Origin of the sequence: Sulfitobacter sp. DSM 110093 (assembly GCF_022788715.1) — a bacterium.
Taxonomy (GTDB): Bacteria; Pseudomonadota; Alphaproteobacteria; order Rhodobacterales; family Rhodobacteraceae; genus Sulfitobacter.
The window spans coordinates 2348263-2371522 of record NZ_CP085167.1; the positions used below are offsets into that span (position 1 = coordinate 2348263).

Consider the following 23260-nt stretch of genomic DNA (forward strand, 5'->3'; position numbering starts at 1 on the left):
GGATCAGGCCGGTTTTCGATCTATGACAGACAAAAATCAAAGAGAGGCAGATCATGCGCAGGATCACATTCGCTACCGTTTCCACCCTTACGTTCGTCGCAGGCTGTGCGGGCATCGCCGCCGATCAGGTCATGGTGCACCGCACCGGGCCGGATGAGCTTTTGAAACTGCGCAGCGGCCCCGGGCTCGACTTTGGGGTCATCATGGGGCTGCCTGATGGCACCATCCTAAACCGCCGCGATTGCGTGACCGAGATTGGCCAGCTTTGGTGCCGTGTGTCCTTGGCCGATGCGCCAGAGGTACGGGGCTATGTCTCGGCTGATTATATCTCGGATATCTGAGGCGAAAACCGGAGCGGGGCGGCGCGCGCCCCCCCTCCCTTTCAAATGGCCCTGCGGCGCTGCTGTCTGACGCTAGGCTAGATTTACCGGCACTTCACTCTATCTGAGGGCTTCACACCATTTGTGAAAGTCAGTGAAACCTCTCTAGAGTAAGGACAAATATGTGCCGCTTCCTCGCCTATATCGGACCCGAACTACCAATCGAGTCGCTGCTCCTTGCTCCTGAAAACTCTCTGCTGAACCAAAGCCTTGATCCGGAACTTCACCCAAGTCTGCAACTGGCAGGATGGGGTTTTGCCGCATGGAGCGAACATCTGCTGAAACCCGATGCGCCGCTGCTGTACCATCGGCCCAAGGCGGCCTTTCACGACGACAACGCCAAGACCCTAATCCCCAGCCTGCAGGCGCATACGATGCTCTCGCATATCCGCGCGGCGTCTTATGATGCCAGCGTCGTACAGGCCGATGAGAATTGTCATCCGTTTTCCTTTGAACATACGCCGTGGATCATTGCCCAGAACGGCGCCCTGCCCCATTGGCGGCAGTTGCAGCGCGAGCTTCTGCAGCATTGCAAGGATCGATACCTCACCCAGATGCGCGGCACGACGGATACGGAATTTCTCTATGTGTTGCTGCTTTCATTGCTGGAGGGCGACAGCGATGACGATGTGCAGCGCGGGTTTGAGAAACTGCTCAAGGTGATCTGCGAAGCGGCGCGAAAACTTGATCTCGCGTCGCTGACCAAGCTCAAGATCTCGTTGGTCAGTTCGGATCGGATCATTGGCGTGAACTATGGCTGCGGCCATCAAGGCGAGACGGATGTGAACGGCGATTGGAAGAAGTTGCGCGACGAAGACTTGCATCTGTCTATGCTGCTTGAGCCGGTCTATGTGCTAACAGGGACGAACTTTCAGGATTACGCCAATTCCTACAAGGTAGACGCCTGCCCCGAAGGCGAAGCCACATCGGCGATCTTTGCCTCTGAGCCGCTGACCGAGGACGGGGACGCGTGGCAAAGCATCAATTTCGGAGAGATCGTGTTTCTTGAGCGTAAAGACGGGCGCATTGCCAAAAAGGTGCGCAAGCTCGACGTTTGATCGCCTTCCCCAGCCGATAGGAGCCATTTGATGACGGATCGTTTCCAGAACTATGCCGACCTCTCTGCCGAAATGGCGCGCGATGATGATTACCAGATACGCGCGGAGGATCGGCAAAGCGCGGTGATCATTCTAGCACCTCACGGCGGCACGATTGAGCCTGAGACTTCGCTGATCGCTGAGGCAATCGCGGGGGGCGACTATTCCTACTATCTGTTCGAGGCGCTGAAGGCCGGGGCGCATGGGGATTTCCACATCACCTCGCACCGCTTTGACGAGCCGCAGGCGTTGGAGCTTGTGGCGGAGGCGACGGTGGCCGTGGCGATCCATGGGCGCAGGGATGATGGCACCGAAACGGTCTGGCTTGGTGGGCGTGCCGAGGCGCTACGTGATGCCATCGGCGTGGCTTTGCGCGACGCGGGGTTTGACGCGGCGCCCAACACCACCCTGCCCGGCTTGCATGAGACGAACATCTGCAACCGAACCCGCACAGGCGAAGGCGTTCAGCTAGAACTGCCGCGGTCGCTGCGGCGCACGCTTGCCGAAGACCCCGACCTATTAGAGAGCTTCAGTCGAGCGGTAAGGCAGACGCTGTGACCAGAGAGCGGCAGGCCCAGCGCGGGCCTGCCCTATTATCATCCGCGTTTTTGAAACAGGATCAGCATCAGCGCCAAAAGGGATGAGCCCAGCATCAACAACAGCGACACGGCGTTCAGCAACGGGGTTGAGCCTTCTTTCAACCGATCGAACATGGCGATGGTCAGCGGCGCGTCAGAGCCCACGAGCATCAGCGTTGTGTTGAAGTTCTCAAAGCTCATGAGAAACGCCACAACGACCGCCCCAATCATCGCGGGTGCAAGGAACGGCAGGGTGATCGTGCGCACCGCCGTCAAACGATCCGCGCCAAGGTTCAGCGCCGCCTCTTCCAACGTGCGGTCAAACTTTTGCAAGCGAGCCGAGATGACGAGCGTGGCGATGGTGGTGATAAAGCTGAACTGCCCCAAGATCACCAAAAGCAGACCGGGGCGCAGCGCCTGAATGTCGATCTGCGCCATGTCCCAGACGCCGTTGGCCAGCGTGGATGAGAACACCAGCACCGAGATGCCCAGCACGATGCCGGGGATCACTAGCGGCAGCAGCATCAGCACATAGAGAAACCCCTTGCCGCGAAACTCATAGCGGTTGAACAGAAAGGCGTTCGTCGTGCCAACGCAAACCGACATGACCGCCACGCAAAGCGCCACGAATGCCGATGTGCCCACCGACCGCAGGATGCCGCGTTCATGAAAGACGCCGATCTGCGGACGCTCCGCGCCAAAGAACCAATTCCACGTGAACCCCTCCCACGGGAGGGAGGGGAACTGGCTGTCGTTGAAGGCGAATACCGCCACCACGGTCAACGGCAAAGCCAGATAGAGAAAGAACAGCGCCACATAGCCACCATAGAGGATGCGAAAGCTGCGCGATTGCGGGATTGTCGGGATCATTGGATCACCCCATCGTTTCCTTGAGGGTCCGGCCCGTCAGCCAGAGCATGCCCCAGACGATCACCGAGGACAGCACCAAAAGCATAAAGCCAAAGGCGGCGCCAAGCTCCCAATTGGAGCGTACGATGAACTGATTATAGATCATTTCGGTGAACCACAGGCTGTCCTTGCCGCCCAGCATTGTCGGCGTCAGGTAGTTGCCCAAGCTCAGCATAAAGACCACGATGCAGCCCGAAACGATGCCGGGCATGGCGTGGGGGATGATGATCTCACGCAGGACGGAAAGCCCGCTGCCGCCCAGATCATAGCCCGCCTCAATCACACTGTCGTCGAGGCTTTCCAGCGTGGTGACAAGCGGCACCACCATGAAGAGCATGGAGGTATAGACCAGCCCCACCATCATCGTGGCATCAGTATAAAGCATCTCAACCGGGCGATCCACCAGACCCATCCATTGCAGCAGGTTCGAGACGAGACCGGTCTCGCGCAGCAGGATCATCCAGCCGAAGGTGCGCACCAGTTCAGAGACGTAGAACGGGATCAGGCAGAGCAGGAAAAGCACCTGCTGCAAGCGCCCCTTCGCCATCTTGGCGATGTAATAAGACACCGGGAAGGCGATCAGCAGCGTCAGCGCGGTTGCCAGCACCGACATCACCGCCGTGCGCCAAAACGTGCGCAGATAGAGCGGTTCGGTCAGCGCCTTTTCATATTGTGCCAGACTGGTTTCATAGACGCCAAAACTGATCCGTTCGCGCAGCGAGATCAGCAGCATGTCGATATGCGGGATGATGATCAAAAGCCCCAGCCACAGCACCAAAGGCGTCAGCAGCAGGTAGAATGTAATGCGGGATTGGCTGCGCATCAGGCGGCCCCAAAGCAGGTCGCCTGCCCCGCGCCCCAGCCGATATGCACCGCATCGCCACGTTTCAGACTTGAGAATTCACCTGATTGCGGCAGCGTGACTTCGAGCGTCTCACCAACATCGTCCTGTACCAACACGCGCGAAGCTGCGCCGTTGAACAGCAGGCTCGTCACCGTGCCCGTCAGTTGATTGTCAAAGCCTGCAAGCGCATCGGCGCTGGCGGCAAGCCGAATGGATTCGGGCCGCACGAAAATCTCGGCCCGCGCGCCTTGGGCAATACCCGCGCCGGTGGCCCGCATCGCGAGCCCACTGTCGGTGCGCAGTTGCAGCGCATCGCCCTCCACCCGCTCAATCTTGCCCTTCCAGCGGTTCGACTCTCCGATGAAACCGGCGACGAATGGCGTCTGGGGGCGGTAGTAGAGGTCTTGCCCCTTACCGACCTGCTCAAACTGGCCATTGCTCATCACGGCGATCTGGTCAGACATCACCAGCGCTTCTGATTGGTCGTGGGTGATATAGACGAATGTCGTGTCAAAGGCGGCTTGCAGGGCCTTCAACTCAACCTTCATATGTTCGCGCAGCTTGAGGTCCAGCGCGCCCAGCGGCTCATCCAGCAGCAGCACGTCAGGCTCCAACACCATGCAGCGCGCGATGGCGACCCGCTGTTTCTGACCGCCCGAAAGCTCATCCGTCTTGCGCGCGCCGATCCCCGGCAGGCCGATCCGGTCGAGCGCCTCATCGACTTTGTGCGCGATCTCGGCCTTGGGCATGCCGCGGCGGCGCAGCCCGTAGCCGATATTCTCGGCAATCGTCATCATCGGGAAAAGCGCCAGATGCTGGAACACCATATTCACGGGCCGTTTGTTCGGCGGCGTATCGAGCACCGATCCGCCCTTGATCCGAATGTCACCAGAGGTGGGGTCGAGAAACCCCGCGATCATCCGCATGATCGTCGTCTTGCCGCAGCCCGAAGGCCCGAGGATGGAAAAGAAACTGCCGGGCGGCACCGTGAAGGAGACGTTATTAACAGCGGTGGTATCGCCGAACCGCTTAACGAGGTCGACGCATTCCAGATCTGGGGTCATGTGAATTCCGTATAAAGATGCGACACCCCCGAAATGAGGGTGCCGCTCGTAGGGTCAGTTATCAGTTGGCAGCTTGGACGCGGTCCAGCACTTCGCCTTCGATTGTTTCCAGACCGGCAGGCACTGGCGGATACCATTTGATGTTGTCGATCGCCTCTTGCGGGAAGCTGGCCTGATACTTGGCTTTCAGGCTGTCTTCGGCGAACTCATCTGCGCCTGCGGAGGCGGTGAAGTTGCCCGCCGCTGCGGTGATCATCGCCGCGACTTCGGGCTGCATGACAAAGTTGATCCACTCATAGGCCACATCGTCGGCCTGCCCTTTGGCGGGCAGAACGAAGGTGTCGATCCAGCCCAAAGCGCCCGAGGTCGGGGCCACGAAGGTCAGGTCAGCGTTGTCGTCGTTCAGCTTCCAGCCGCCGGTGTCCCATGCCATCGACGCGGTCACCTCGCCCGAGCGCAGCAGGTTCATCAGCTCATCACCGCCACCCCAATAGGTTTTGACGTTCTCTTTGCACTCGATCAGCTTGGCTTCGACCTTGCCCATGATCTCGGCATATTTGGCTTCGTCGCCATAGGCGGCAAAGGGGTCTTCGCCCATGGCGAAGGCGAAACCGATCAGGGTGGGACGCTTGAGGCGGTAAGAAACCTTACCCGCCACTTCCGGCGCGCAGAGGTCGGTGTAATCCTTGACCGTGTCACCCGCTTCGGCGGTGTTCATCACCAGACCGGAGGTGCCCCAGACATGCGGCACGCCATAGACGTCGCCGTTCACGGTGGTGTTGCCCATCGTCGCATCAAGCATGGAGGGGATGAAAAGCTCTTTGTTCAGCTTGGAGACGTCAATCGGCTTGTAGATGCCAAATTCCATCTGCGGGCCCATGATGCGGTCTTGCGAAGGCTGAGCGAGGTCAAAACCACCGCCGCCCGTGGCGCGCAGCTTGGCGATCATCTCTTCATTGTTGGATTTCGTGACTTCGACGGTATGGCCGGTCTCTTCTTCAAATTTCGCGACCACGTCCTCAGGTGCGTAGCCGCCCCATGTCAAAAGACGCAGCGTGTCGGCTTGGGCCACGGAGGCAAGCCCCGCCAGCATGGTGCCGGCCAGCAGAATGGTTCGTGTCATGGGAAATCCTCTTTCTAGTGTACTCATTGTCGGCAGAATGCGCGCGTTAGACCAGTTGGTCAATTTATACTTCGGCGCAGCATGCCTCCTTGTCGCCTGAGAATGCAAAACTTTTGTGACAATACTGGCAATTGCCTTTTGTTTTGGCAGGGTTGGCATCAGCGCGACTTAGAAATTGGCAGATCAATCGGCATGCGCAGCGCCGTGCGATAGGATCACGCTGGGCGGACTTGTCTTTGCAGTTTTAGCACGCCAAACCGCCAGTGCGGCAGGCTGACAATGCGTATTTGTCCTATGGCGCGTCGCATGGCGAAACTACTTGCCTTGCTATGTTTTTTCCTGTGAAGGTCGCCGCATCACGACTTAAGGCCCCGCCTTGGTTGGGCATGAAATAGAACGGAAGGAACCGGAATGACCGACAGCAAACCGCTTTGGCAATGGAGCGCCAGCGAAATCTCAGCGGCCACCCGGGCAGGCACAATCTCGGCCAGTGACGCCACCGAGGCGGCGATCGCACGTATGAATGAGGTCAATCCAGACCTGAACGCGGTTGTCGAAGACCTTGCTGACGAAGCACGGGCAGCGGCCAGCGCTTTGGACGCCAGCAGCGCGCCCAAAGGAGCGCTCCACGGCGTTCCGGTCACCATCAAAATTAACGTTGACCAAAAGGGCCATGCCACCAGCAACGGTGTTCCAGCGTTCAAAGACCTAATTGCGCCCGAGGATGCGCCGCTGGTTCGCAACCTGAAAGACGCAGGCGCGATCATCATCGGGCGCACCAACACGCCTGAATTTTCCTTCCGTGCGGACACGGACAACCCACTTTATGGGCGCACCTACAACCCATGGGGCCGGCATCTGTCGGCGGGCGGCTCTTCGGGCGGTGCCGGATCGGCCGTGATGGCCGGGATCGGCGCACTTGCCCATGGCAACGACATTGGCGGTTCGCTACGCTTTCCGGCTTCGGCAAATGGCGCGGTCACAGTGAAACCCGGATTGGGACGGGTGCCTGCGTGGAACCCCAGCCAAAAGGCAGAGCGGGGATTTTTGGCACAATCCATGTCGGTTCAAGGGCTTATCGCAAGAACTGCATCTGACCTGCACCTCTCGATGCCCTCCCTGATCACGCCAGACGCGCGCGACCCGTTCCATGTGCCGCTGCCTTGGCGTGGCGCACCGATAGACGGCCCGATCCGTGTCGCCGTCACCCGCGAAGATTTCGGGTTTGGCCTGCACGGTGATGTGGCCACGGCGCTTGATAATGCGGCATCCGCCCTGTCAAATGCAGGCTACGCCGTCGAAGAGGTCGACCCGCCCCTTGCGAGCGAGACCGGCGAAGTTGGATACCGCGCGTTATTGGGCGAAGTTCAAGCCCTCATGGGCCCGGATATTCGCGCCCACGGATCTGACGAAGTGAATGCGATCTTCGATGCCTACTATGCGGAATTCCCGCCTTTCGAGGGGACACAGCAACTGGAAATGATTGCCAAACGCACGCATTATGCCCGCGAATGGTCGCTGTTTCTTGAGGATTACCCCTTGATCCTGACCCCATTCCTGCTGGCGCCGTTCTTTACGGCTGGCCGCGATACGGAGGGTCCAGAAGGTGTGCGTGAGGTATTGGGCAAGGCGCATTGGTCGTTCATCATGAACTTTACTGGGCTGCCTGCTGGCAACATTCCAACGCATATCGCGCGGCTGGCCAGCGGCCCCCAGCCCATCGGGGTGCAAATCGCCGGCCGTCGCTGGCGCGAGGATCTGATCGTCGACGCGATGCAGGCGATCGAGAAGGAGATTCCGCCAGTTTGCGGGGCTTTGTGGGATAGGTAAGAGTTCTAAGATAAGATAAGCGTGCGAGCGTGTAGCGGCGGTCGCACGCTTTGAATCGACCATGCACAGACCAGAGACATGCTCCTGCCGAAGGCCGAAGCCGCCGTTCGCGGGCTCGGCGGCCAATTGGCATGAACGGCCCTTACCGGACGTTGTATTTGCCTGTCGACGCAGCATCGCAGCCTATTACAAACCAGCTATTTGTTGGTTTTTCCATAGGGTTTATGGAGCAATAGGGGCTCGAAACTGTGGCTTGCAAATCTACTCGCGAAGGGAATGTGCTATCGCAGCGTGGCGATGCGTATATTGTTTGTGCTACCGATCTGGCCGAAAGGGACACCGGACAAGACCACCATTTTCTCGTTTGCCGACGGAGACAACAGGCGGCGACATTCCGACTTGGCGGTTTCTACCATGCTGTCATAATCGATTGCCGAGGTTTCCAACACAGATCGCGCCCCCCAGACCAAGGCCATACGGCGTGCCACGCTAAGATCACGGGTCATCACAACGAGGGGGAGCTTTGGGCGGCGGGCCGATACGCGCAGACCCGTCAGTCCAGACATAGAGTAGGCCGTGATACAGGCGGCGTTCAAAGCACAGGCCAGCGTTGCACCTGTGTCGGCAATCGCGTCGGCGTCGCTCAGACACGCTTCGCGAGAGGCCGCCATCGCCGCTTCGTAGAACGTGTGCCCCTCGGTCGAGCGAATGATGCGGGCCATCACCTCAACAGCTTCCTTGGGGAAATCACCTGTCGCACTTTCCGCAGATAACATGACCGCATCAGCGCCGTCGTAGATCGCGGTCGCGACGTCGGATGCCTCTGCGCGGGTCGGAGTTGGCGATGTGACCATAGATTCCAACATCTGCGTCGCGACAATCACCGGACGGCAGGTGCGCCGGCATAAAGCGATAATTTCTTTTTGGCGGGCGGGCACGTCCTCTGGCGGGATTTCGACACCGAGATCACCCCGTGCAATCATGATCGCGTCGGATTTATCAACGATCCCTTCGATATCCTCAAGCGCGGAGGGTTTCTCGATTTTCGAGATCAAGCCAGCACGGCCGTCGATGATCGCCGTGATTTCATCGAGGTCTGTGGCTTTCTGCACAAACGACAGCGCGACCCAATCGACCCCATGTGCCAACCCAAACTCAAGATCTGTTCGGTCCTTTTCGGTTAGAACCGGCAAATCAAGTACGCAATCCGGTAGGTTAACACCCTTGCGATCACTAACCTTACCGCCTTCAAGAACTTCGGCCTCGATCTGACCGGCTTTCTTGCCCGTCACTTTCAGGCGGACCCTACCATCATCGATGAACAGTCGATGGCCCGGCTCAATGGCGTCGAAGATTTCAGGATGCGGCAGCGGCAGGCATGTTTCGTCCTCGACCGTTTCTGAGGGTAGGAAGCAAACTTTCTCATGACGATCCAGATTGCGCGAACCGCCTTTTATACGCCCGAGCCTGATCTTCGGACCCTGTAAGTCTTGCAAAATCCCAATCGGCGCACCGACGTCTTGCTCAAGTTTGCGGATGGCCGAAATTGTCATTGCATGAATGTCATGTTCGCCGTGGCTGAAGTTCAAGCGGAACGTATCGACACCTGCGTTAAACAGGTTTCGCAACATAAATGGTGAGGCACTTGCAGGGCCGACTGTGGCAACAATCTTGGCGCGTCTATTTCGGATCATCTGATATCCTTTGGATTGGCTCGCGCGGGAGCGTTAGTAAATAAGCACAGCGCGAAAATCATTTACATTTGTCAGCGTCGGTCCCGTTCGGATCAGGTCGCCCGTAGCATCGAACAGGGTGTAGCTGTCGTGGTTGGCAAGATGCGCCTTGGGGTTTGCGCCAGCGCTCTCGGCGCGCGCCAGAATATCCGGCCCGATTAAGGCGCCAGCCGCGTCTTCTGTGCCGTCAATTCCGTCAGTGTCTGCGGCGATGGCATGAATATTGGGGTGCCCGTTCAGTGCGACCGCAAGGCTAAGCAAAAACTCGGTATTACGTCCTCCGCGCCCGGGCTTTGTGTTCCCGATCGAAACCGTTGTTTCGCCGCCCGAAAGTAAAACCGTTGGGGTCGATGACGAGGTCAGATGACGCGCGGCCCACTTGGAAATACCAGACATCACAATCCCCAGTTCGCGCGCTTCGCCCTCAAGGGCGTCACCGAGTATCGTCGGAGTGACACCTGCATCACGTGCAACCGTTGCCGCCGCTTCAAGTGATAACTCGGGCGTGGCGATAAGGCGGTAATCGACGTCAAATTCAGTCTGTTCAAGGCAAGGGGCCATTAGAATATCACGCGCCGCAGTGGGCAGATCAGGGCCAAGGCGATCTACGAGATGGCTAAGGTTTTCGCCAGCCGTTGGATCTGGAACGGTCGGGCCCGATGCGATTGCGGCCGGATCGTCGCCCGGTACATCAGAGATGGCCAAAGTCACCAATTTGGCCGGATGGACTGCGCGGGCAAGCCCGCCGCCCTTTATTACAGACAATCTGCGTCTGACTTTATTCATGTCCTCAATCGTCAGGCCGGACGACAGCAGGAGTTTGTTGACGATTATCTTTTCATCCAACGTCAGCGGTTCAACCGGCAAAGGCAGCAGCGATGATCCCCCACCCGATATCAGTGCGAGCACAAGATCATCTTCGCCCGCTAAGGCCGCCGTTTCCATGATCTCACGAGCGGCGGCAAGCCCTGCCGCGTCGGGCACCGGATGGGAAGCCTCCCGAACTTGTATCCGCGAGGTCGGAACCGCATGGCCATAGCGCGTGACGACAACGCCAGACAGTTCCACATCAGGCCATGCTGTTTCCAGCGCCACGGCCATCGCAGCCGCAGACTTTCCGGCCCCGACGACAATGCAGCGGCCCGCTGGCTTCTTAGGGAGGTGAGAAGCCAGAACAGTCGCCGGATCAGCTGCCTCGATGGCAGCCGTCATCATTCGGCGCAAAAGCGCCGCTGCATCGTCGTCGGTCATGTGTCTACCTTTAGATGTTTTCGCCGCGGATCGCTTCGCAGACCGCATCGGTGACGTCTTGCGTTGTTGCGGTGCCACCGACATCGGGGGTCATGATGCCATCGGCGCAAACCTTTTCCACCGCGCGCATCATACGCTCTGCAGCAGCGCTTTCGCCTAGGTGTTCCAACATCTGGCTAGCGGTCCAAAAGGTTGCGACCGGATTTGCGATGCCTTTGCCGGTGATATCAAACGCAGACCCGTGAATCGGTTCAAACATCGACGGGAAGCGGCGCTCGGGGTCGATGTTGGCCGTTGGTGCAACGCCAAGCGAACCGGCCAGCGCCCCTGCAAGGTCCGACAGAATGTCAGCGTGCAAGTTGGTGGCAACAATCGTATCCAGCGATTTCGGGTCTTTAACCATGCGCATGGTCATCGCGTCGACCAGCATCTTGTCCCATTCTACATCTGGGAAATCCTTGGACACTTCCAGCGCAATTTCGTCCCACATGACCATACCGTGGCGCTGCGCGTTAGACTTGGTCACAACAGTCAGGAACTTGCGGGGACGGGACTGCGCAAGCTTGAAGGCATACCGCATGATCCGCTCCACCCCGACACGGGTGAAGATCGAAACCTCTGTGGCGACTTCTTCGGGCATGCCTTTATGTGCGCGCCCACCGATACCCGAATATTCACCCTCGGAATTTTCACGAACAATCACCCAGTCTAGATCACCGGGGCCCACATCTTTTAGAGGCGCTGAAATGCCGGGAAGAATTCGGGTGGGGCGAACGTTCGCATATTGGTCAAAACCTTGGCAGATTGGCAATCTCAGCCCCCAAAGTGTCAGGTGATCCGGCACATCCGGGGCGCCAACAGCACCGAAAAAGATTGCATCAAAGTTCTTAAGCTGCTCGGTTCCGTCCTCGGGCATCAACGAGCCTGTGCGTTTATAACGCTCTGAACTCCAATCAAATTCAGTGACATCAAATTCAAAACCACCGTCCCGGCGCGCCAAGGCTTCAAGCGCCTGATGGCCCGCTGCGATAACTTCCGGTCCAATACCATCAGCAGGAATGGAGGCGATTTTGTAGGTTTTCATAGTGTCTTTCCGATCTACTAAATTCTGCGCGACATTAGATTGACGATGAGAAAAGAAGGACACACGATGTGCGTTGCCTTCGTCCTCTGTATGTCCATCCGGCACCTGTCGTGAAGCTACCTCTGATAAATCGTTGCGCTCAATCGGTAGAAGATTATATACTAAATTGAAATAGTCTATGGGGAGGGTGACCTTGGACATCACGCAGATCAAAAGCTTCCTTGCCGTGGCTGAAACCCTTCATTTCGGCAGAGCGGCTCAGTCACTGGATATGCTTCCTGCGTCTTTGGGGCGTCAAATTCGCCTGCTTGAGGATAAGCTTGAGACCCGGCTTTTTGTGCGTACGACCCGTTCGGTTTCCCTGACAGAAGCCGGAAACAGCATTTTAGAGGACGCCAAAGCTTTGGTCGCGCAAGCCAATCGCCTTCAGACCAAAATCCGAGATGTCAGAAAATCCGAAACGCCAGTTCTACGGGTCGGCGCAATCGACAGTGCCGCAGCGGGGCTGATGCCGCAATTGCTTATGATGATACGCAAGGACCTACCCGATCTTGAGGTCCAGTTGTTCGAGCAGAAGACAATCCACCTTCTGCCCAAGCTTCTGAGTGGTTCTATTGATATCGCATTCTGTCGCCCCCCTGACGTGCGCGATCAGCGGCTCAACTTTCGTACGCTGTTTTTTGAGACGGCCGTCGTTGCACTGCCCAAAGCGCATCCTTTGGCAGGCAAAAGCTCTATCGCGATTTCAGATTTAGCAGATGAGCCGCTCATCGTACCGGACCGCCGCTCACGACCGCATTCCCATGACCTTACGATCAAGCTGTTCGTTGATGTCGGACTAACCGCAAGGGTCGCACAGGTCGCCGAAGAAAAGCAGACCATCGTAAATCTTGTCGCCGCAGGCACAGGCCTTGCAATCGTCCCACGGTGGACATCGCGGTTTCAGGTGCCCGGTGTGGCCTTTGTTCCGTTATCAATCCCGCAAGGCACAACGCGTTCGAAACTGATCCTGGCGGCAGCATGGACTCGGGGAACCCGCGACGTAAGACGGGATGCGTTCTTATCGGTTCTTGAGCGAAACCTACCGGATTTGGAGCGCACAGCTTGATTATATCAGTTTAGAATATAAATTCTGGTGCGTAGCGATATGACGTGGTTGTTCCCATCATGGTATTAGATGCCTTCCGTTTCCGGAGGCGCATTGGAGGACATACCTTGGAGGAGGAACACCCATGAAATTCGCAACGTTCACAGCAGCAGCCCTTTGCGCCGCTATCGCGCTGCCTGTAGCAGCACAAGACCGAGACGGCTGGCCTAACAGTATTACGATTGGCACGGGCAGTCAGGGCGGCACATATTTCACCTACGGCAGTGGCTTTGGCGCGATGATCAGCGAAGCGCTTGACCTGAACGCTGGCGTTGAAATCACCGGCGGTCCAGTTCAGAACGTTACGCTTGTCGAAACAGGTGAGCACCAGATGGGCTTTGTCACGCTTGGCCCAGCTGATGAAGCGCGGCGTGGTGAAAGCCCGCTGATGCCAGGTGTGCCACATGAAAATGTGCGTGCGCTGTTCCCAATGTATCAGACACCGCTTCAGGCGGCTGTTCTGGCCAGCTCTGACATCATGAGCTTTCAAGACATGGCAGGACAGCGCGTGGGCGTCGGCCCCGCAGGCGGCACATCTGCGACTTACTGGACGCGTTTCTTTGAGAATGCCGAGGGCTATGACGGCGTGAAAATCTCCAACGCTGGCGGGGCCGATACTGCCGGTCAGCTGAAAGACGGCTTGATTGATGCTTTCGTTTACGCTGCGGGCCTTCCAACGGGTGCCTATGCACAGCTGGCCGTTGAAAACGATGTTCGCTTCATCAACATGGATGAGGAAACACTTGGTCAGATGATGGAAATTGTACCAGCAATGGCACCTTTTACCATTCCAGCGGACACCTATGAGGATCAGCCAGAAGATATCCAGACCGTGTCTTTGTGGAACTTTGCAATCGCGCATCAGGATATGTCCGAAAGCTTGGCGTATGAAATCACAGCGCTGGCAATGGGCAACCACGATCGCATGGTTCAGAACCACGCAGCCGCCCGTGAGACGTTGGCAGAGAACGTCGTGAAGAACGCCGTCATTCCATTCCACCTGGGTGCTGTGCGCTGGTTCGAAGAGAACGGCTATGAGATTTCAGAAGATCTAAAATAATCGGATCTTCATCTCTTTTGGCACGGGCGGTTGAAGTTTTTCCCGCCCGTGTTTTTCTTCCACCCCTTTCTCGGGCAGCCTACAATGAAAAATGACCAAGACACCGCCAACCCTACACGCGTTGACCCCACCCTCTCGGTTATCGAGCAGGAGACCGCTAAGGCAAATGTCGACGAGGATGCGCTGACAGGCAATCAACGGCTTTTCGACGGCTCGCGGAACATGGTTGTCGCGGCGCTATGCGTGGCCTATTCGGTCTTTCATCTGTTGGTAATGAACGTGTTCCCGCTTGAGACTTGGGCCTATCGCCTTAGCCACGTGGGCGGCGGGTTGTTTCTGGGCTTTCTGCTGTTCGGCGCAACGCCGCTGTCTGGTTCCGCGAATGGCAAGGTCCGCAATCCCGTGTCTCTCGGCCTTTTGGCTTTGTCAGCTGCGGGTGTTCTCTATGGTGCCGTCGCAGTTGGTTCGATTTGGATCAATGGGTACGCCATGGGCAACGCCCTTCCGCCTGCTTGGGCGATGTCGACGTTCGGGATTCCATTGGTATTAGGGTCTGTACTGGCAATCCTGCATGGCTGGTTCTTCCCCCAGCGTGACCGGCGCCAGTTCGCCACCGCTGACATCCTTCTGGCGGTCGCCGCCGTTGTCGCGACGGCCTACCTTATTTTCTTTGCCCGCCAGCTACAGCTGCGCGCCGGTATGCCAATGGCGCTACCGGGCGATATGTGGGCAGCTGTGACAGGCGTCATTCTGATCATCGAGCTAACGCGCCGACTGGCCGGTATGGCACTGGTGATCATCGCTGGCATCTTCGTCGCGTATGCGTTCCTGGGCCCTTGGTTGCCGGGCATCTTTGAACATCGTGGCTACGACGCCAAACGGTTCTTTTCCTATATCTACACCGACAATGGGATTTTGGGGGCGCCGATTGCGATCTCCTCAACCTACATCATTCTGTTCGTGATCTTCGCAGCATTCCTGCAAACGACGCGCGTCGGTGAATACTTCGTCAATCTTGCCTTTGCGGCTGCGGGCCATAAACGCGGAGGTCCAGCCAAGGTCGCAATTTTCGCTTCTGGCCTGATGGGCATGATTAACGGGACATCTGCAGGTAATGTCGTGGCCACTGGCTCCCTGACCATCCCGATGATGAAAAAGGTGGGCTATAAGCCACAAACAGCCGCATCCGTAGAAGCCGCAGCTTCGACCGGTGGGCAAATCATGCCGCCAATTATGGGTGCGGGTGCCTTCATTATGGCCGAGATCACCGGTATTTCGTATATGCAGATCGTCTCTGCCGCGATCATCCCCGCTGCGCTCTATTTCATCTCTGTCTACTTCATGATTGATCTGGCCGCGCAAAAGGCAAACCTGAAAGGTCTTCCGCGCGATCAGTTGCCCAAGTTCGGAATATTGATCCGCCAGATCTATCTACTGACGCCGATCATTGTTCTCATCGCAGCGCTTTTTGCCGGGTATTCGGTTATCCGCTGCGGCACGCTCGCAATGGTTTCGGCCGCGGTGGTGTCTTGGCTGACGCCACACAGGATGGGACCAAAACAGCTGTTTAATGCCCTTAACAATGGTGCGCGTATGGTCCTGCAACTGGTCGCTGTCTGTGCGACGGCGGGCATTATCGTAGGCGTCATCGCCCTGACAGGAATCGGCTCACGGTTCTCTACCGTATTGCTAACCCTCGCCGATCAAAGCCAACTTTTGGCGCTGTTCTTTGCGATGGTGGTTTCCATCGTGCTGGGGATGGGGATGCCAACAACCGCGGCCTACGCCGTTGCCGCCAGCGTCATTGCGCCCGGTGTTGTTAACCTTGGCGTCGAGCCTTTGATCGCACACCTCTTCATCTTTTACTTTGCGGTCATGTCAGCCATCACGCCACCTGTCGCTTTGGCGGCATATGCGGGATCGGCACTGGCGGGGTCGGACCCTGTCAAAACAAGCGTCGAAAGCTTCAAGATCGGCCTCGCTGCCTTCGTGGTGCCTTATATGTTCTTTTACTCGCCCGCGATGTTGCTGCAGGGAAGCTGGTTTGAGATCATCCATATCGCGGTAGCAGCTGTGATCGGTGTCTATTTGCTGTCATGTGCCGTGCAAGGTTGGCTCATAAAACGCGCGGATTCCATTGTGCGCGTGGTCTTGCTGGCAGCTGGCCTCTCCATGATCGCAGGTGGATGGATGACAGATGCAATTGGCTTGTGCCTCGCCGGGCTGCTTGTCACCTACCAAAAGCGTGGCGCATCTGTCAGCGCTTAAGGCTCGCTATGAAAGACAACGAAGGCAGCCTTCCTAGAGTTAGGCTGTCTCCGGTCGTAAAAGGTCTACAATGGTGTGATTTATATGTGCAATTCTGGCCGATGCTGCACGTGTTCACGCTGCCCCGTCATGCGCTAAGAGGATGAGGGCAATCTAGATATAATCGACTGTCGGCTCATACTCTGGAGGCACGTCGCCTTTTTCAATTACGGCATCAATCGCGGCTAGCGTGGTTTGGATATTTGCCACAACTGCCAAGCGATCATCGCTATACGCGCCAAGCTGAAAATACTTCTGCCACGCTGTTTTACGAGTTCAGCGCGCAATTCTATTAGCTCATCGATAACTGTCATGGGATGTTCCTTGGGTTGATAGCCCAAACGTCACCCCGAGCGCAAAACGACGAAAGCCCCCGAAGGGGCTAGCTCGTAAATATCTGAGATGTTTAAGGAAATTGGCTCCGGCGGTAGGGTGCGCAACCCGCGATCAATACCACTGAAAGTAAACGATTTTCGCTCCGGTTGTCTCCATCGACTCCGGATGTGTAAGAGTCTGTGCCACGCATTGTGACCATGGTCAACGGCCAGCATCCTCTCGGCGCATCACCATCGGAAAGAACGGATCGAACGGAATAGCATACCGAATTCCATGCCGAACTTGCGGGATGATCAGACGCTCTGCAGCATAAACCGCCCTTGATTACCCAGGAGGTTGGAGTGTCCAAGAATGGCAGGGATGAATACGGTCGAAATAATACGAGCCTCGAAACGCGCCGCCGCAGAGAACAGATGTCAGTAGTCACCCCCGGTTCAACCCGTGGGTGACTACTAATTCAGGCAGTCTGGGCGAAGACTGATCGTTCGCTGCTCCAAGCCTCGGGGTCAGCGATGCGAAGAAGGAGCCCTGCTACAATTGATTGTAATCTACCTGGACATAGTCACCCTCGACTGGCCGGGGCGAGAAAGACCTTGACCGAAATGAGGACGTAGCTACTGCCGCGTAGCATGAGGAACCCTGTCCAGCTCGAACATACACATACTTCCAGGTTGAAGTTTCCGCCAATTCCGGTTCAATACGCCTATGGGATCTTATGCAGAATTATACGTGGGCCGGCTACTTGCGGCTTCCTCAAAGAACGACATTATGCCCGACATTGTCGGCCTCTTCCAGAGAGATGAGTTTCATTCTGTCGAACCTGGATCCCCCCAGGTGCCATCTCCGCTCAAAGCCCACTACCTCGAGGCGCCCGACTATCCTGAGGCTGAAGAAAGCTACGTTTCACAAATTCATTACTACGCAACAAATTTATCGGAGATCAGGGAGCGTTTGGAATACCTCGGATACTCAAGCGAGAATGTGCGGAAGGCTTTCTACGCGTGGCGGGATCGGAACGTCGCATGGAAGCGAGAGATGGTTGAAAAATATCAACACCGAGACACTAAAGCTTTCGGCAAAGAGCTACAGCGAGAAGCAAATGAACTGTCTCAAATATCTTTGGAGGATTGGGTAGAGGCAACAAAAGAACTAATTTCCTCCGGAAGCCGTAAGTGTCTTTCAGTCAAAGCGGGAAAAGTGCTGGACCTCGTTGGTGGGGATTATGACCTCGATTATGGCCCAAACTACGACTATCTTATTTCACTTAGGGTTATATGCGATTTCGCACACCCGAACGAAGTTATCTGCTATGATATAACCGATTTGGTTCATGCTGAGTATTTAGCAGTAGGAGAAGACCCCACTGGAATATTGAGAGAGCATGAATTCGACAGCGCAGCTGACATCTTCAGAAACTCGAAGACGATCGTATTGGTCGAGGGAAAAAGCGACATACGTCTACTTAAGACCGCAATGACAAAAATCTTTCCACGGCTTGCTGATAGGTTCGTTTTCTTCGACTATGAGGAGTTTGGAATTCCTGGAGGTGCAGGCAATCTCGTGAATCTTGTGAAGTCATTTATTGCGGCGGGTGTGGCCAACCGAATTGTAGCCTTATTCGACAATGATACGGGGGCCGAGGAAGCTCTTCTATCAATTCAATCAATAGAACTTCCAAGAAACCTTAAAATAATTAAGCTGCCCGATATCGATTTACTCCACGAGTATCCGACCATCGGGCCTGGAGGTCACTATAGATTGAATATTTCAGGGTTAGCGGCTGGAATCGAGCTATATTTTGGCTCTGACATTCTTACGCGAAGTGACGGGTCGCTACGCGAAATTCGATGGACCGGTTATTCGAAAAAGGCGGGAGAATACCAAGGCGAATTGGTCGAAAAGGCTGAAGTTCAAAATCAATTCTTAAAAAAACTTGCGAATTGTTCGTCGTCTGCGCTGCGTGAAGATAACGAGATGCGGCACTTCAATGACATTCTTTGGAGTATAATCACTGCATTTAGTCAGGAGCTGGGGGATGATATTGTTCAGCATGCGGAATCCGCTCTTTAAGCGCACTACCCCGATTGTTATTTTCAAGTCACCGCCAGTCTTCTTATGACAACTGAAACCCCATTACCAATGATCTTTGACCCAATCAATTGGGAAAAACCGACCCCCAAGGGAATGCTCGATTTCATGGATCGGCCAAAGACGCCTGGCAGGCCTGAAGGCAGCATGCTTGTCTTCCGAAAACAGCTTTCGCCGTTGTCAGTATACAAATACCTCGTTGCCCGCTTCGGTCCACCTTATGGCTTTCAGACGATGGCTAAGAAGGCTGGGGACAGCGACAACCTTTTTCACTGGGACTACCTCCTTAAAGCTGGCGAATGCTGGATTTGCATCCAGGGAGGCAACCGCGACGTCCATGTCGGGATATTTGGTAAGAAAATGTCGTCAAAAGACTGGGTAAGATTTACCAAAACGCTCAAAGGCGATTTCAGACGCTGCGGTTCCGACATGGCGGCAGTCGGTTCAACGCTCGAGAAGTGGAACATCGTCTCAAACAGATTCGCGATGATCGCAGATACTTGTGCTGGATTCCACGATGTCTTGACGGACGAGCAAGAAACGCCTGACTTCGCCCCGGGAAAGCGTAGCTCAGCAGCAGGGATCAAGCGTTATCACAGAAAGGTGGAGCAAATCGGCAAGCGAGCTGACAGGGTATTCAGTGCATCCCTTTCGCTTGACCTGGTTACGCCAGTTTTGGCGGAGGCTTTCGTCAACCTCGTAATATTCATGGCACGAAAGGATGAATTGAAGCGAAATGCAAGGCAGTATGACCATTATATCCGGCAACCAATTGATACGCGGGTCTTCGATCTGCACTTAAAATGCGATCACTTCACGGCGGGAGTTGATCCCGGAAGCACTGAGTATAGAGCGTTCAAGCGTGTCATGGATCGCCGGAATCATAATTTGCACGGGAATGTTGATCCTGGAAAAGACGCCATTGAGACAGTCTACTTCGACAAATTTACGCCACTTTACGAAGCGGGCGCCGATCCGATTCTCGAGTTATTTAAGAAAAAGGAAGCTGTGTTTGACATTGGCGGAGTTCTGGCGCGCTACCATGACGTCCACACCTTCTTTTTCTATGTCCTTGGCTTGCTTAAAGAGAAATCCAGATCGGAAATCGAGATGATGATGGAGCAGTCGACATTTGGGTATGACGTTTCGCGCGACCGACCTGGCGTTTTGTTTCCCTCGCATGAAGTTATGATGCTTCTGCCGCTTAAATACGACGACGAGCTAAAGGTTGAATGGCGGTAACCTGAACCGCCACTTTTCAGTAGCAGACAGACAAACCCGCAGTGGGCCAGCCTTGACGCGCCGGTGACACAAGGTAGATCAGACTGGATCAACAATCACGGGGGCGACAGCGTTTGTAGATGTGCTTGAATGCAATAGATTTCCGCCGCGGAAATGCAAGCCCAGCATTGGTTTTGCTCGGGGCGTGCCCAGGAAAAGACGAATGGGCTGCCAACCCACAACGCCCTTTTGCGGGGCGATCCGGGGCAAACCTCGGTATCCTATTAGAGATTCTCCGGCTGCGAGCCGATAGAGAGGAGTATGGCTTGCGACATGGCGACTTCCGATCAAATCTTCTCGACGACTATACTCTCATGAATTCTCACGCTGTCCCAAAATGGACAGCGAAGGACAAACGCTCAACGCCAAGGATGCCCGAAATCGAATCTCAAGACAATCTTGCTCGATTGGCCAACCAACTGCGAGCGGTTCAAGCAAGAGTCGTTGTTGGCTTAGGCCGTTCAATTTACGAAGGAAATTTGGATCGGAGAGACAAAGACAGTGGTCCTATGAGAGCGATCCGAATGCTGGCACCTAACCACCAAGGGATCGTATTTTTAGTTACTGGGCACCCGTCACCACGCGCGATAAACCGCTTTGGAGGGGGCGATCGCCGACTTTGGTTTGAGTCGAAATTGCTGAGGTTCCCGCGTGAATGACTGCTATTCTATCTCGAATCCAAAGCCATCGAGTATCAGACGGACAGTGTCCATACGGTCGCCAACGTCCGGTTCTGCGGAAATTTTGATCTAAATATTATTGAGCGCAAAGGGCAAGAGAGGGCCGAAATTCGGCCTCGTGCCCGCCGTGGAGAGCAATTTTACCGAAATTAGGGCGCAAGTAATGCCATTCCCAAAGCTATGACGACCGGAATAGCTCTCGTCCGAGGCTGTTCGGCTAAACGGCAAGCCAGAGCTTTCGCAGCTCGCCGCGATAGTGTCCTTTACGGATTGTGATCAAAGCCCATCCGTAGCGGAATCGCTCGTCGTCAAGGCATGCTTCGAGTTTTCAAATTCACATGACGAGTAAATATCTGAACACGGTTAACCAAAACTTTTTCTATCGCGTCACTGCCTGAAAACGAACTCACGATGGAACGCCAGATACGGTAGCTGTTCGGCCCGGAAGGGTCCGTAATTCCCCTCAGGCTCGATCCCCCATCGGATCATGGTGTCGGCATCAGACTCTTTTGACACCACCAGCGACCCGTCATCGGTAAAGGTGATGAAGCCTTGATCAAATAAGTGATCGATATGCGGGCTCAACAGCAGCCCATTATTGCCATCAAGCTTTTCGTAGGTCGTCGAAGCGCGCCATGGTTTGATGTGACTGGCGCGAAGATGGCGCAGGTTGGCCACCCGCGTTATTCGACAGGCATTCTCGAAGCCCACCAGATTCTTCCGATAGACCCCCTGCCCCCGCCGCGATTTAACGAGTTGCAGCTTCTCGGTCTCGTCAAGATCGGTTCGGTTGCGCAGCTCTTGCTCGACCGCGTCCTCAGACGCCTCGAATGCCTCGGCCTGGTAAGTCGGCTTGCTGATTGCGCCAAAGTCGATTTCGGCCCAACGCGTTCCCAAAAGATCGATAACCGCGTCGGCCATCGCGATTGGCACGGCAGCCAGGTAGGCGCCTTGGTTACCGTTTCCATTAGGTTGAATCGGAGAGTATTTATCAGGAAGGGTCGGCTGCAAAACTTCCATATGTTCTTTAGGCCGAAAAGGTCGCCGCAACCGAGTAAATTCTACTGGAAGCCGCCATCCTTCGTTGCTCCAGGCATCACCAGTCGCGCCGAACTCTCTGGGCTTCGGCGCGAGGATTGCAGGAGCCGCGCAGACGCCAACGGCCTTGATCTCCCCCCCAGCGAAAGCGAACACAACATCGCCAGGGCGCACGCGCTTCATATTCTCATAGAATTCGTTGCGCGCCCCATCGGTTCGCACAGTAGGAGACCATAGATAGTTGCCCCCAATCTCGTGGCTGTGAGTTTGCTTGTTGTTGACCCACCAATAGGCAAAACCTTTCGGTGAAATGTTGCCAGGCTCGGCAGCAGCGGGAGGGATCGCAGTCACCTGAACCTCGAAACCGAGAGTGCGAAGGTTCTCGGCGACAGTTGCCTCACCGCCATTAAATTGCGTTGCCGGAAGCGGCCCCCAGTCGCCCTCCAAATACCCATGCGCGACCCCAATGATCGCTTTCGAGTCGTAAAGCTTATCGTCAAAGCGAAGGAAATACGCGCGCGAGCGCCCAAACCCGTGCTGCTGCAAGAACGCATCCCGGCCACGCCGGTCAAACTCTTCTATGGCGCTAATAACCGCTGCCCGATTGATGTCCGAAAGCGCCATGCAAACCTCCTTACAACCACAATCCCTTGCACTGGTTTTCAAGGAAACCGATTTCTACGTTTTTTCAAACGATTACCGTTGAGTATTTGACGATATGGAATGCGGGGTCAAGTGATCGCCCGGGCCCCGTTCCGCTTGTCTTGAGGAGAGCGCAACCGATGCGCACACAACAGCTCCCCGGCCTGTCGGGCACGCCGGTGCAGTAGAACAGGCGTGCGAACAAAGGCGCAAGACGAGAGATACTCGTTCGCTGCCGAGGCCGGCCAAAGTTAATTTCCTCCCAAATTTTCTGAAAAGTAGAGTTGGCCCCACCTCCCGTTAGTCAAACGCATTAGACTAACGGAGAACCACTAATGAGCGCCAAAATTCTCGACATCGATCCCGCAAATGAACGGCTGATCCACCCAGAGAGGGCCAAGAAGCGTCAGTTCAGTGAGGCCCACTTGAAGCTTTCCGGCAATACTCTCACCCTCGAGGTGAAAGAAGTCGAAGCCGCTGACGCGGAAGAACGTAAAAAGGACAAGCAACGTGAAGGTAACAGGAGGCGCCAGAACACCTTTGTGGAAGGGAAAGAAAAAGCTGGATTTAGAAAGACGTGGATTCACAAAAGCGTAGAGCGTCTGGGAGCGGAATTGAATGGGCAAGAGAATATCGCTACCGAAATAAAGTGGCTCCGGGCTCGTGCAGAAGCGGCTGAAATGGTGGCCGCAGCGGAAAGAAAAAGGGCTGATGCGGCGGAAGCTGAGGTTCTCCGCTTGAGTGCGCGATCATGGTGGCGATTTTGGCGGTGATAGGCTGCGCCTTGG

19 protein-coding genes are annotated in these 23260 nt (G+C 55.8%); 10 read left to right on the forward strand and 9 right to left on the reverse strand.

The genetic code is table 11. The annotated features are described in order from the left end of the window. The first annotated feature begins 53 nt into the window (after window positions 1-53). The 3 genes from DSM110093_RS11530 (at window position 54) to DSM110093_RS11540 (ending at window position 2035) form a co-directional block, all read left to right on the forward strand. Window positions 54-341: an SH3 domain-containing protein gene (locus DSM110093_RS11530; protein ID WP_243265209.1), complete on the forward strand. Its 288-nt coding sequence runs from the start codon at window positions 54-56 to the stop codon at window positions 339-341. Between the two features lie 161 nt (window positions 342-502). Then, window positions 503-1438 (forward strand): class II glutamine amidotransferase, encoded by a 936-nt coding sequence (locus DSM110093_RS11535; protein WP_243265210.1) that lies wholly within the window; start codon window positions 503-505, stop codon window positions 1436-1438. A 30-nt stretch (window positions 1439-1468) separates the two neighbouring features. Continuing rightward, the gene (locus DSM110093_RS11540; protein WP_243265211.1) at window positions 1469-2035 is read left to right on the forward strand and encodes a poly-gamma-glutamate hydrolase family protein; all 567 of its coding nucleotides are present in this window, start codon (window positions 1469-1471) and stop codon (window positions 2033-2035) included. Window positions 2036-2073: 38 nt separating this feature from the next. Here DSM110093_RS11540 and DSM110093_RS11545 read toward each other — a convergent pair whose 3' ends face one another. The 4 genes from DSM110093_RS11545 to DSM110093_RS11560 all read right to left on the reverse strand — a co-directional run bounded on the left by DSM110093_RS11545 (window position 2074) and on the right by DSM110093_RS11560 (window position 5995). Beyond that, window positions 2074-2925: an ABC transporter permease gene (locus DSM110093_RS11545; RefSeq protein WP_243265212.1), complete on the reverse strand. Its 852-nt coding sequence runs from the start codon at window positions 2923-2925 to the stop codon at window positions 2074-2076. A 4-nt stretch (window positions 2926-2929) separates the two neighbouring features. Further along, window positions 2930-3787 carry an ABC transporter permease gene (locus tag DSM110093_RS11550; protein WP_243265214.1) on the reverse strand — a complete coding sequence of 286 codons (858 nt, stop codon included), beginning with the start codon at window positions 3785-3787 and terminating at the stop codon, window positions 2930-2932. After that, complete coding sequence (locus tag DSM110093_RS11555) at window positions 3787-4872, reverse strand: ABC transporter ATP-binding protein (RefSeq protein ID WP_243265216.1); 1086 nt, start codon at window positions 4870-4872, stop codon at window positions 3787-3789. The genes DSM110093_RS11550 and DSM110093_RS11555 overlap by 1 nt, the downstream gene beginning before the upstream one ends. A 61-nt stretch (window positions 4873-4933) precedes the next feature. Further along, window positions 4934-5995, reverse strand: coding sequence for an extracellular solute-binding protein (locus DSM110093_RS11560; protein ID WP_243265217.1), 1062 nt, complete (start codon window positions 5993-5995; stop codon window positions 4934-4936). Window positions 5996-6406: 411 nt separating this feature from the next. Here DSM110093_RS11560 and DSM110093_RS11565 point away from each other — a divergent pair, with 411 nt between their 5' ends. After that, window positions 6407-7825: an amidase family protein gene (locus tag DSM110093_RS11565; protein ID WP_243265219.1), complete on the forward strand. Its 1419-nt coding sequence runs from the start codon at window positions 6407-6409 to the stop codon at window positions 7823-7825. Window positions 7826-8106: 281 nt separating this feature from the next. On the opposite strand, the gene pyk is transcribed toward DSM110093_RS11565, so the two are convergent. From pyk to DSM110093_RS11580, 3 genes are read right to left on the reverse strand one after another with little or no spacing between them, the layout of a single operon-like run. Further along, window positions 8107-9519 (reverse strand): pyruvate kinase, encoded by a 1413-nt coding sequence (pyk, locus tag DSM110093_RS11570; RefSeq protein ID WP_243265220.1) that lies wholly within the window; start codon window positions 9517-9519, stop codon window positions 8107-8109. Between the two features lie 33 nt (window positions 9520-9552). Next, the gene (locus DSM110093_RS11575) at window positions 9553-10809 is read right to left on the reverse strand and encodes a glycerate kinase (protein WP_243265221.1); all 1257 of its coding nucleotides are present in this window, start codon (window positions 10807-10809) and stop codon (window positions 9553-9555) included. A 10-nt stretch (window positions 10810-10819) separates the two neighbouring features. Then, a complete protein-coding gene (locus DSM110093_RS11580; protein ID WP_243265223.1) occupies window positions 10820-11893 on the reverse strand; it encodes a tartrate dehydrogenase in 1074 nt (357 codons plus the stop codon). A gap of 193 nt (window positions 11894-12086) precedes the next feature. On the opposite strand from DSM110093_RS11580, the gene DSM110093_RS11585 reads away from it, so the two are divergent. The 3 genes from DSM110093_RS11585 to DSM110093_RS11595 all read left to right on the forward strand — a co-directional run bounded on the left by DSM110093_RS11585 (window position 12087) and on the right by DSM110093_RS11595 (window position 16368). Next, a complete protein-coding gene (locus tag DSM110093_RS11585) occupies window positions 12087-13001 on the forward strand; it encodes a LysR family transcriptional regulator (RefSeq protein WP_243265224.1) in 915 nt (304 codons plus the stop codon). Between the two features lie 124 nt (window positions 13002-13125). Further along, the gene (locus DSM110093_RS11590; RefSeq protein WP_243265225.1) at window positions 13126-14100 is read left to right on the forward strand and encodes a TAXI family TRAP transporter solute-binding subunit; all 975 of its coding nucleotides are present in this window, start codon (window positions 13126-13128) and stop codon (window positions 14098-14100) included. Between the two features lie 84 nt (window positions 14101-14184). Beyond that, entirely contained in the window at window positions 14185-16368 is a 2184-nt protein-coding gene (locus tag DSM110093_RS11595; protein WP_243265227.1) for a TRAP transporter permease, read from the forward strand. A gap of 224 nt (window positions 16369-16592) precedes the next feature. On the opposite strand, the gene DSM110093_RS20890 is transcribed toward DSM110093_RS11595, so the two are convergent. Then, window positions 16593-16721: a hypothetical protein gene (locus DSM110093_RS20890; RefSeq protein ID WP_279290848.1), complete on the reverse strand. Its 129-nt coding sequence runs from the start codon at window positions 16719-16721 to the stop codon at window positions 16593-16595. A 727-nt stretch (window positions 16722-17448) separates the two neighbouring features. Here DSM110093_RS20890 and DSM110093_RS11600 point away from each other — a divergent pair. Further along, window positions 17449-18813 (forward strand): HEPN/Toprim-associated domain-containing protein, encoded by a 1365-nt coding sequence (locus DSM110093_RS11600; RefSeq protein WP_243265228.1) that lies wholly within the window; start codon window positions 17449-17451, stop codon window positions 18811-18813. A gap of 45 nt (window positions 18814-18858) precedes the next feature. Then, window positions 18859-20073 carry a hypothetical protein gene (locus DSM110093_RS11605; protein ID WP_243265229.1) on the forward strand — a complete coding sequence of 405 codons (1215 nt, stop codon included), beginning with the start codon at window positions 18859-18861 and terminating at the stop codon, window positions 20071-20073. 1106 nt (window positions 20074-21179) lie between these two features. Here the strand turns inward: DSM110093_RS11605 and DSM110093_RS11610 are convergent. Then, complete coding sequence (locus tag DSM110093_RS11610; RefSeq protein ID WP_243265231.1) at window positions 21180-22454, reverse strand: HNH endonuclease; 1275 nt, start codon at window positions 22452-22454, stop codon at window positions 21180-21182. Window positions 22455-22807: 353 nt separating this feature from the next. Between DSM110093_RS11610 and DSM110093_RS11615 the strand changes: the two genes are divergently transcribed. Further along, window positions 22808-23245, forward strand: a complete 438-nt coding sequence (locus DSM110093_RS11615; RefSeq protein WP_243265232.1) for a hypothetical protein — start codon at window positions 22808-22810, stop codon at window positions 23243-23245. Window positions 23246-23260: the final 15 nt, after the last annotated feature.

Excerpts from the sequence above, each read along its gene's own strand:
- DSM110093_RS20890 (WP_279290848.1), bottom strand. The coding sequence starts at position 16,721 with ATGACAGTTATCGATGAGCTAATAGAATTGCGCGCTGAACTCGTAAAA.
- DSM110093_RS11575 (WP_243265221.1), bottom strand. The coding sequence starts at position 10,809 with ATGACCGACGACGATGCAGCGGCGCTTTTGCGCCGAATGATGACGGCT.
- DSM110093_RS11600 (WP_243265228.1), top strand. The coding sequence starts at position 17,449 with ATGGGATCTTATGCAGAATTATACGTGGGCCGGCTACTTGCGGCTTCC.
- DSM110093_RS11595 (WP_243265227.1), top strand. The coding sequence starts at position 14,185 with ATGAAAAATGACCAAGACACCGCCAACCCTACACGCGTTGACCCCACC.
- DSM110093_RS11610 (WP_243265231.1), bottom strand. The coding sequence starts at position 22,454 with ATGGCGCTTTCGGACATCAATCGGGCAGCGGTTATTAGCGCCATAGAA.
- pyk (WP_243265220.1), bottom strand. The coding sequence starts at position 9,519 with ATGATCCGAAATAGACGCGCCAAGATTGTTGCCACAGTCGGCCCTGCA.
- DSM110093_RS11545 (WP_243265212.1), bottom strand. The coding sequence starts at position 2,925 with ATGATCCCGACAATCCCGCAATCGCGCAGCTTTCGCATCCTCTATGGT.
- DSM110093_RS11590 (WP_243265225.1), top strand. The coding sequence starts at position 13,126 with ATGAAATTCGCAACGTTCACAGCAGCAGCCCTTTGCGCCGCTATCGCG.
- DSM110093_RS11605 (WP_243265229.1), top strand. The coding sequence starts at position 18,859 with ATGACAACTGAAACCCCATTACCAATGATCTTTGACCCAATCAATTGG.
- DSM110093_RS11560 (WP_243265217.1), bottom strand. The coding sequence starts at position 5,995 with ATGACACGAACCATTCTGCTGGCCGGCACCATGCTGGCGGGGCTTGCC.
- DSM110093_RS11540 (WP_243265211.1), top strand. The coding sequence starts at position 1,469 with ATGACGGATCGTTTCCAGAACTATGCCGACCTCTCTGCCGAAATGGCG.
- DSM110093_RS11535 (WP_243265210.1), top strand. The coding sequence starts at position 503 with ATGTGCCGCTTCCTCGCCTATATCGGACCCGAACTACCAATCGAGTCG.
- DSM110093_RS11580 (WP_243265223.1), bottom strand. The coding sequence starts at position 11,893 with ATGAAAACCTACAAAATCGCCTCCATTCCTGCTGATGGTATTGGACCG.
- DSM110093_RS11565 (WP_243265219.1), top strand. The coding sequence starts at position 6,407 with ATGACCGACAGCAAACCGCTTTGGCAATGGAGCGCCAGCGAAATCTCA.
- DSM110093_RS11530 (WP_243265209.1), top strand. The coding sequence starts at position 54 with ATGCGCAGGATCACATTCGCTACCGTTTCCACCCTTACGTTCGTCGCA.
- DSM110093_RS11555 (WP_243265216.1), bottom strand. The coding sequence starts at position 4,872 with ATGACCCCAGATCTGGAATGCGTCGACCTCGTTAAGCGGTTCGGCGAT.
- DSM110093_RS11615 (WP_243265232.1), top strand. The coding sequence starts at position 22,808 with ATGAGCGCCAAAATTCTCGACATCGATCCCGCAAATGAACGGCTGATC.
- DSM110093_RS11550 (WP_243265214.1), bottom strand. The coding sequence starts at position 3,787 with ATGCGCAGCCAATCCCGCATTACATTCTACCTGCTGCTGACGCCTTTG.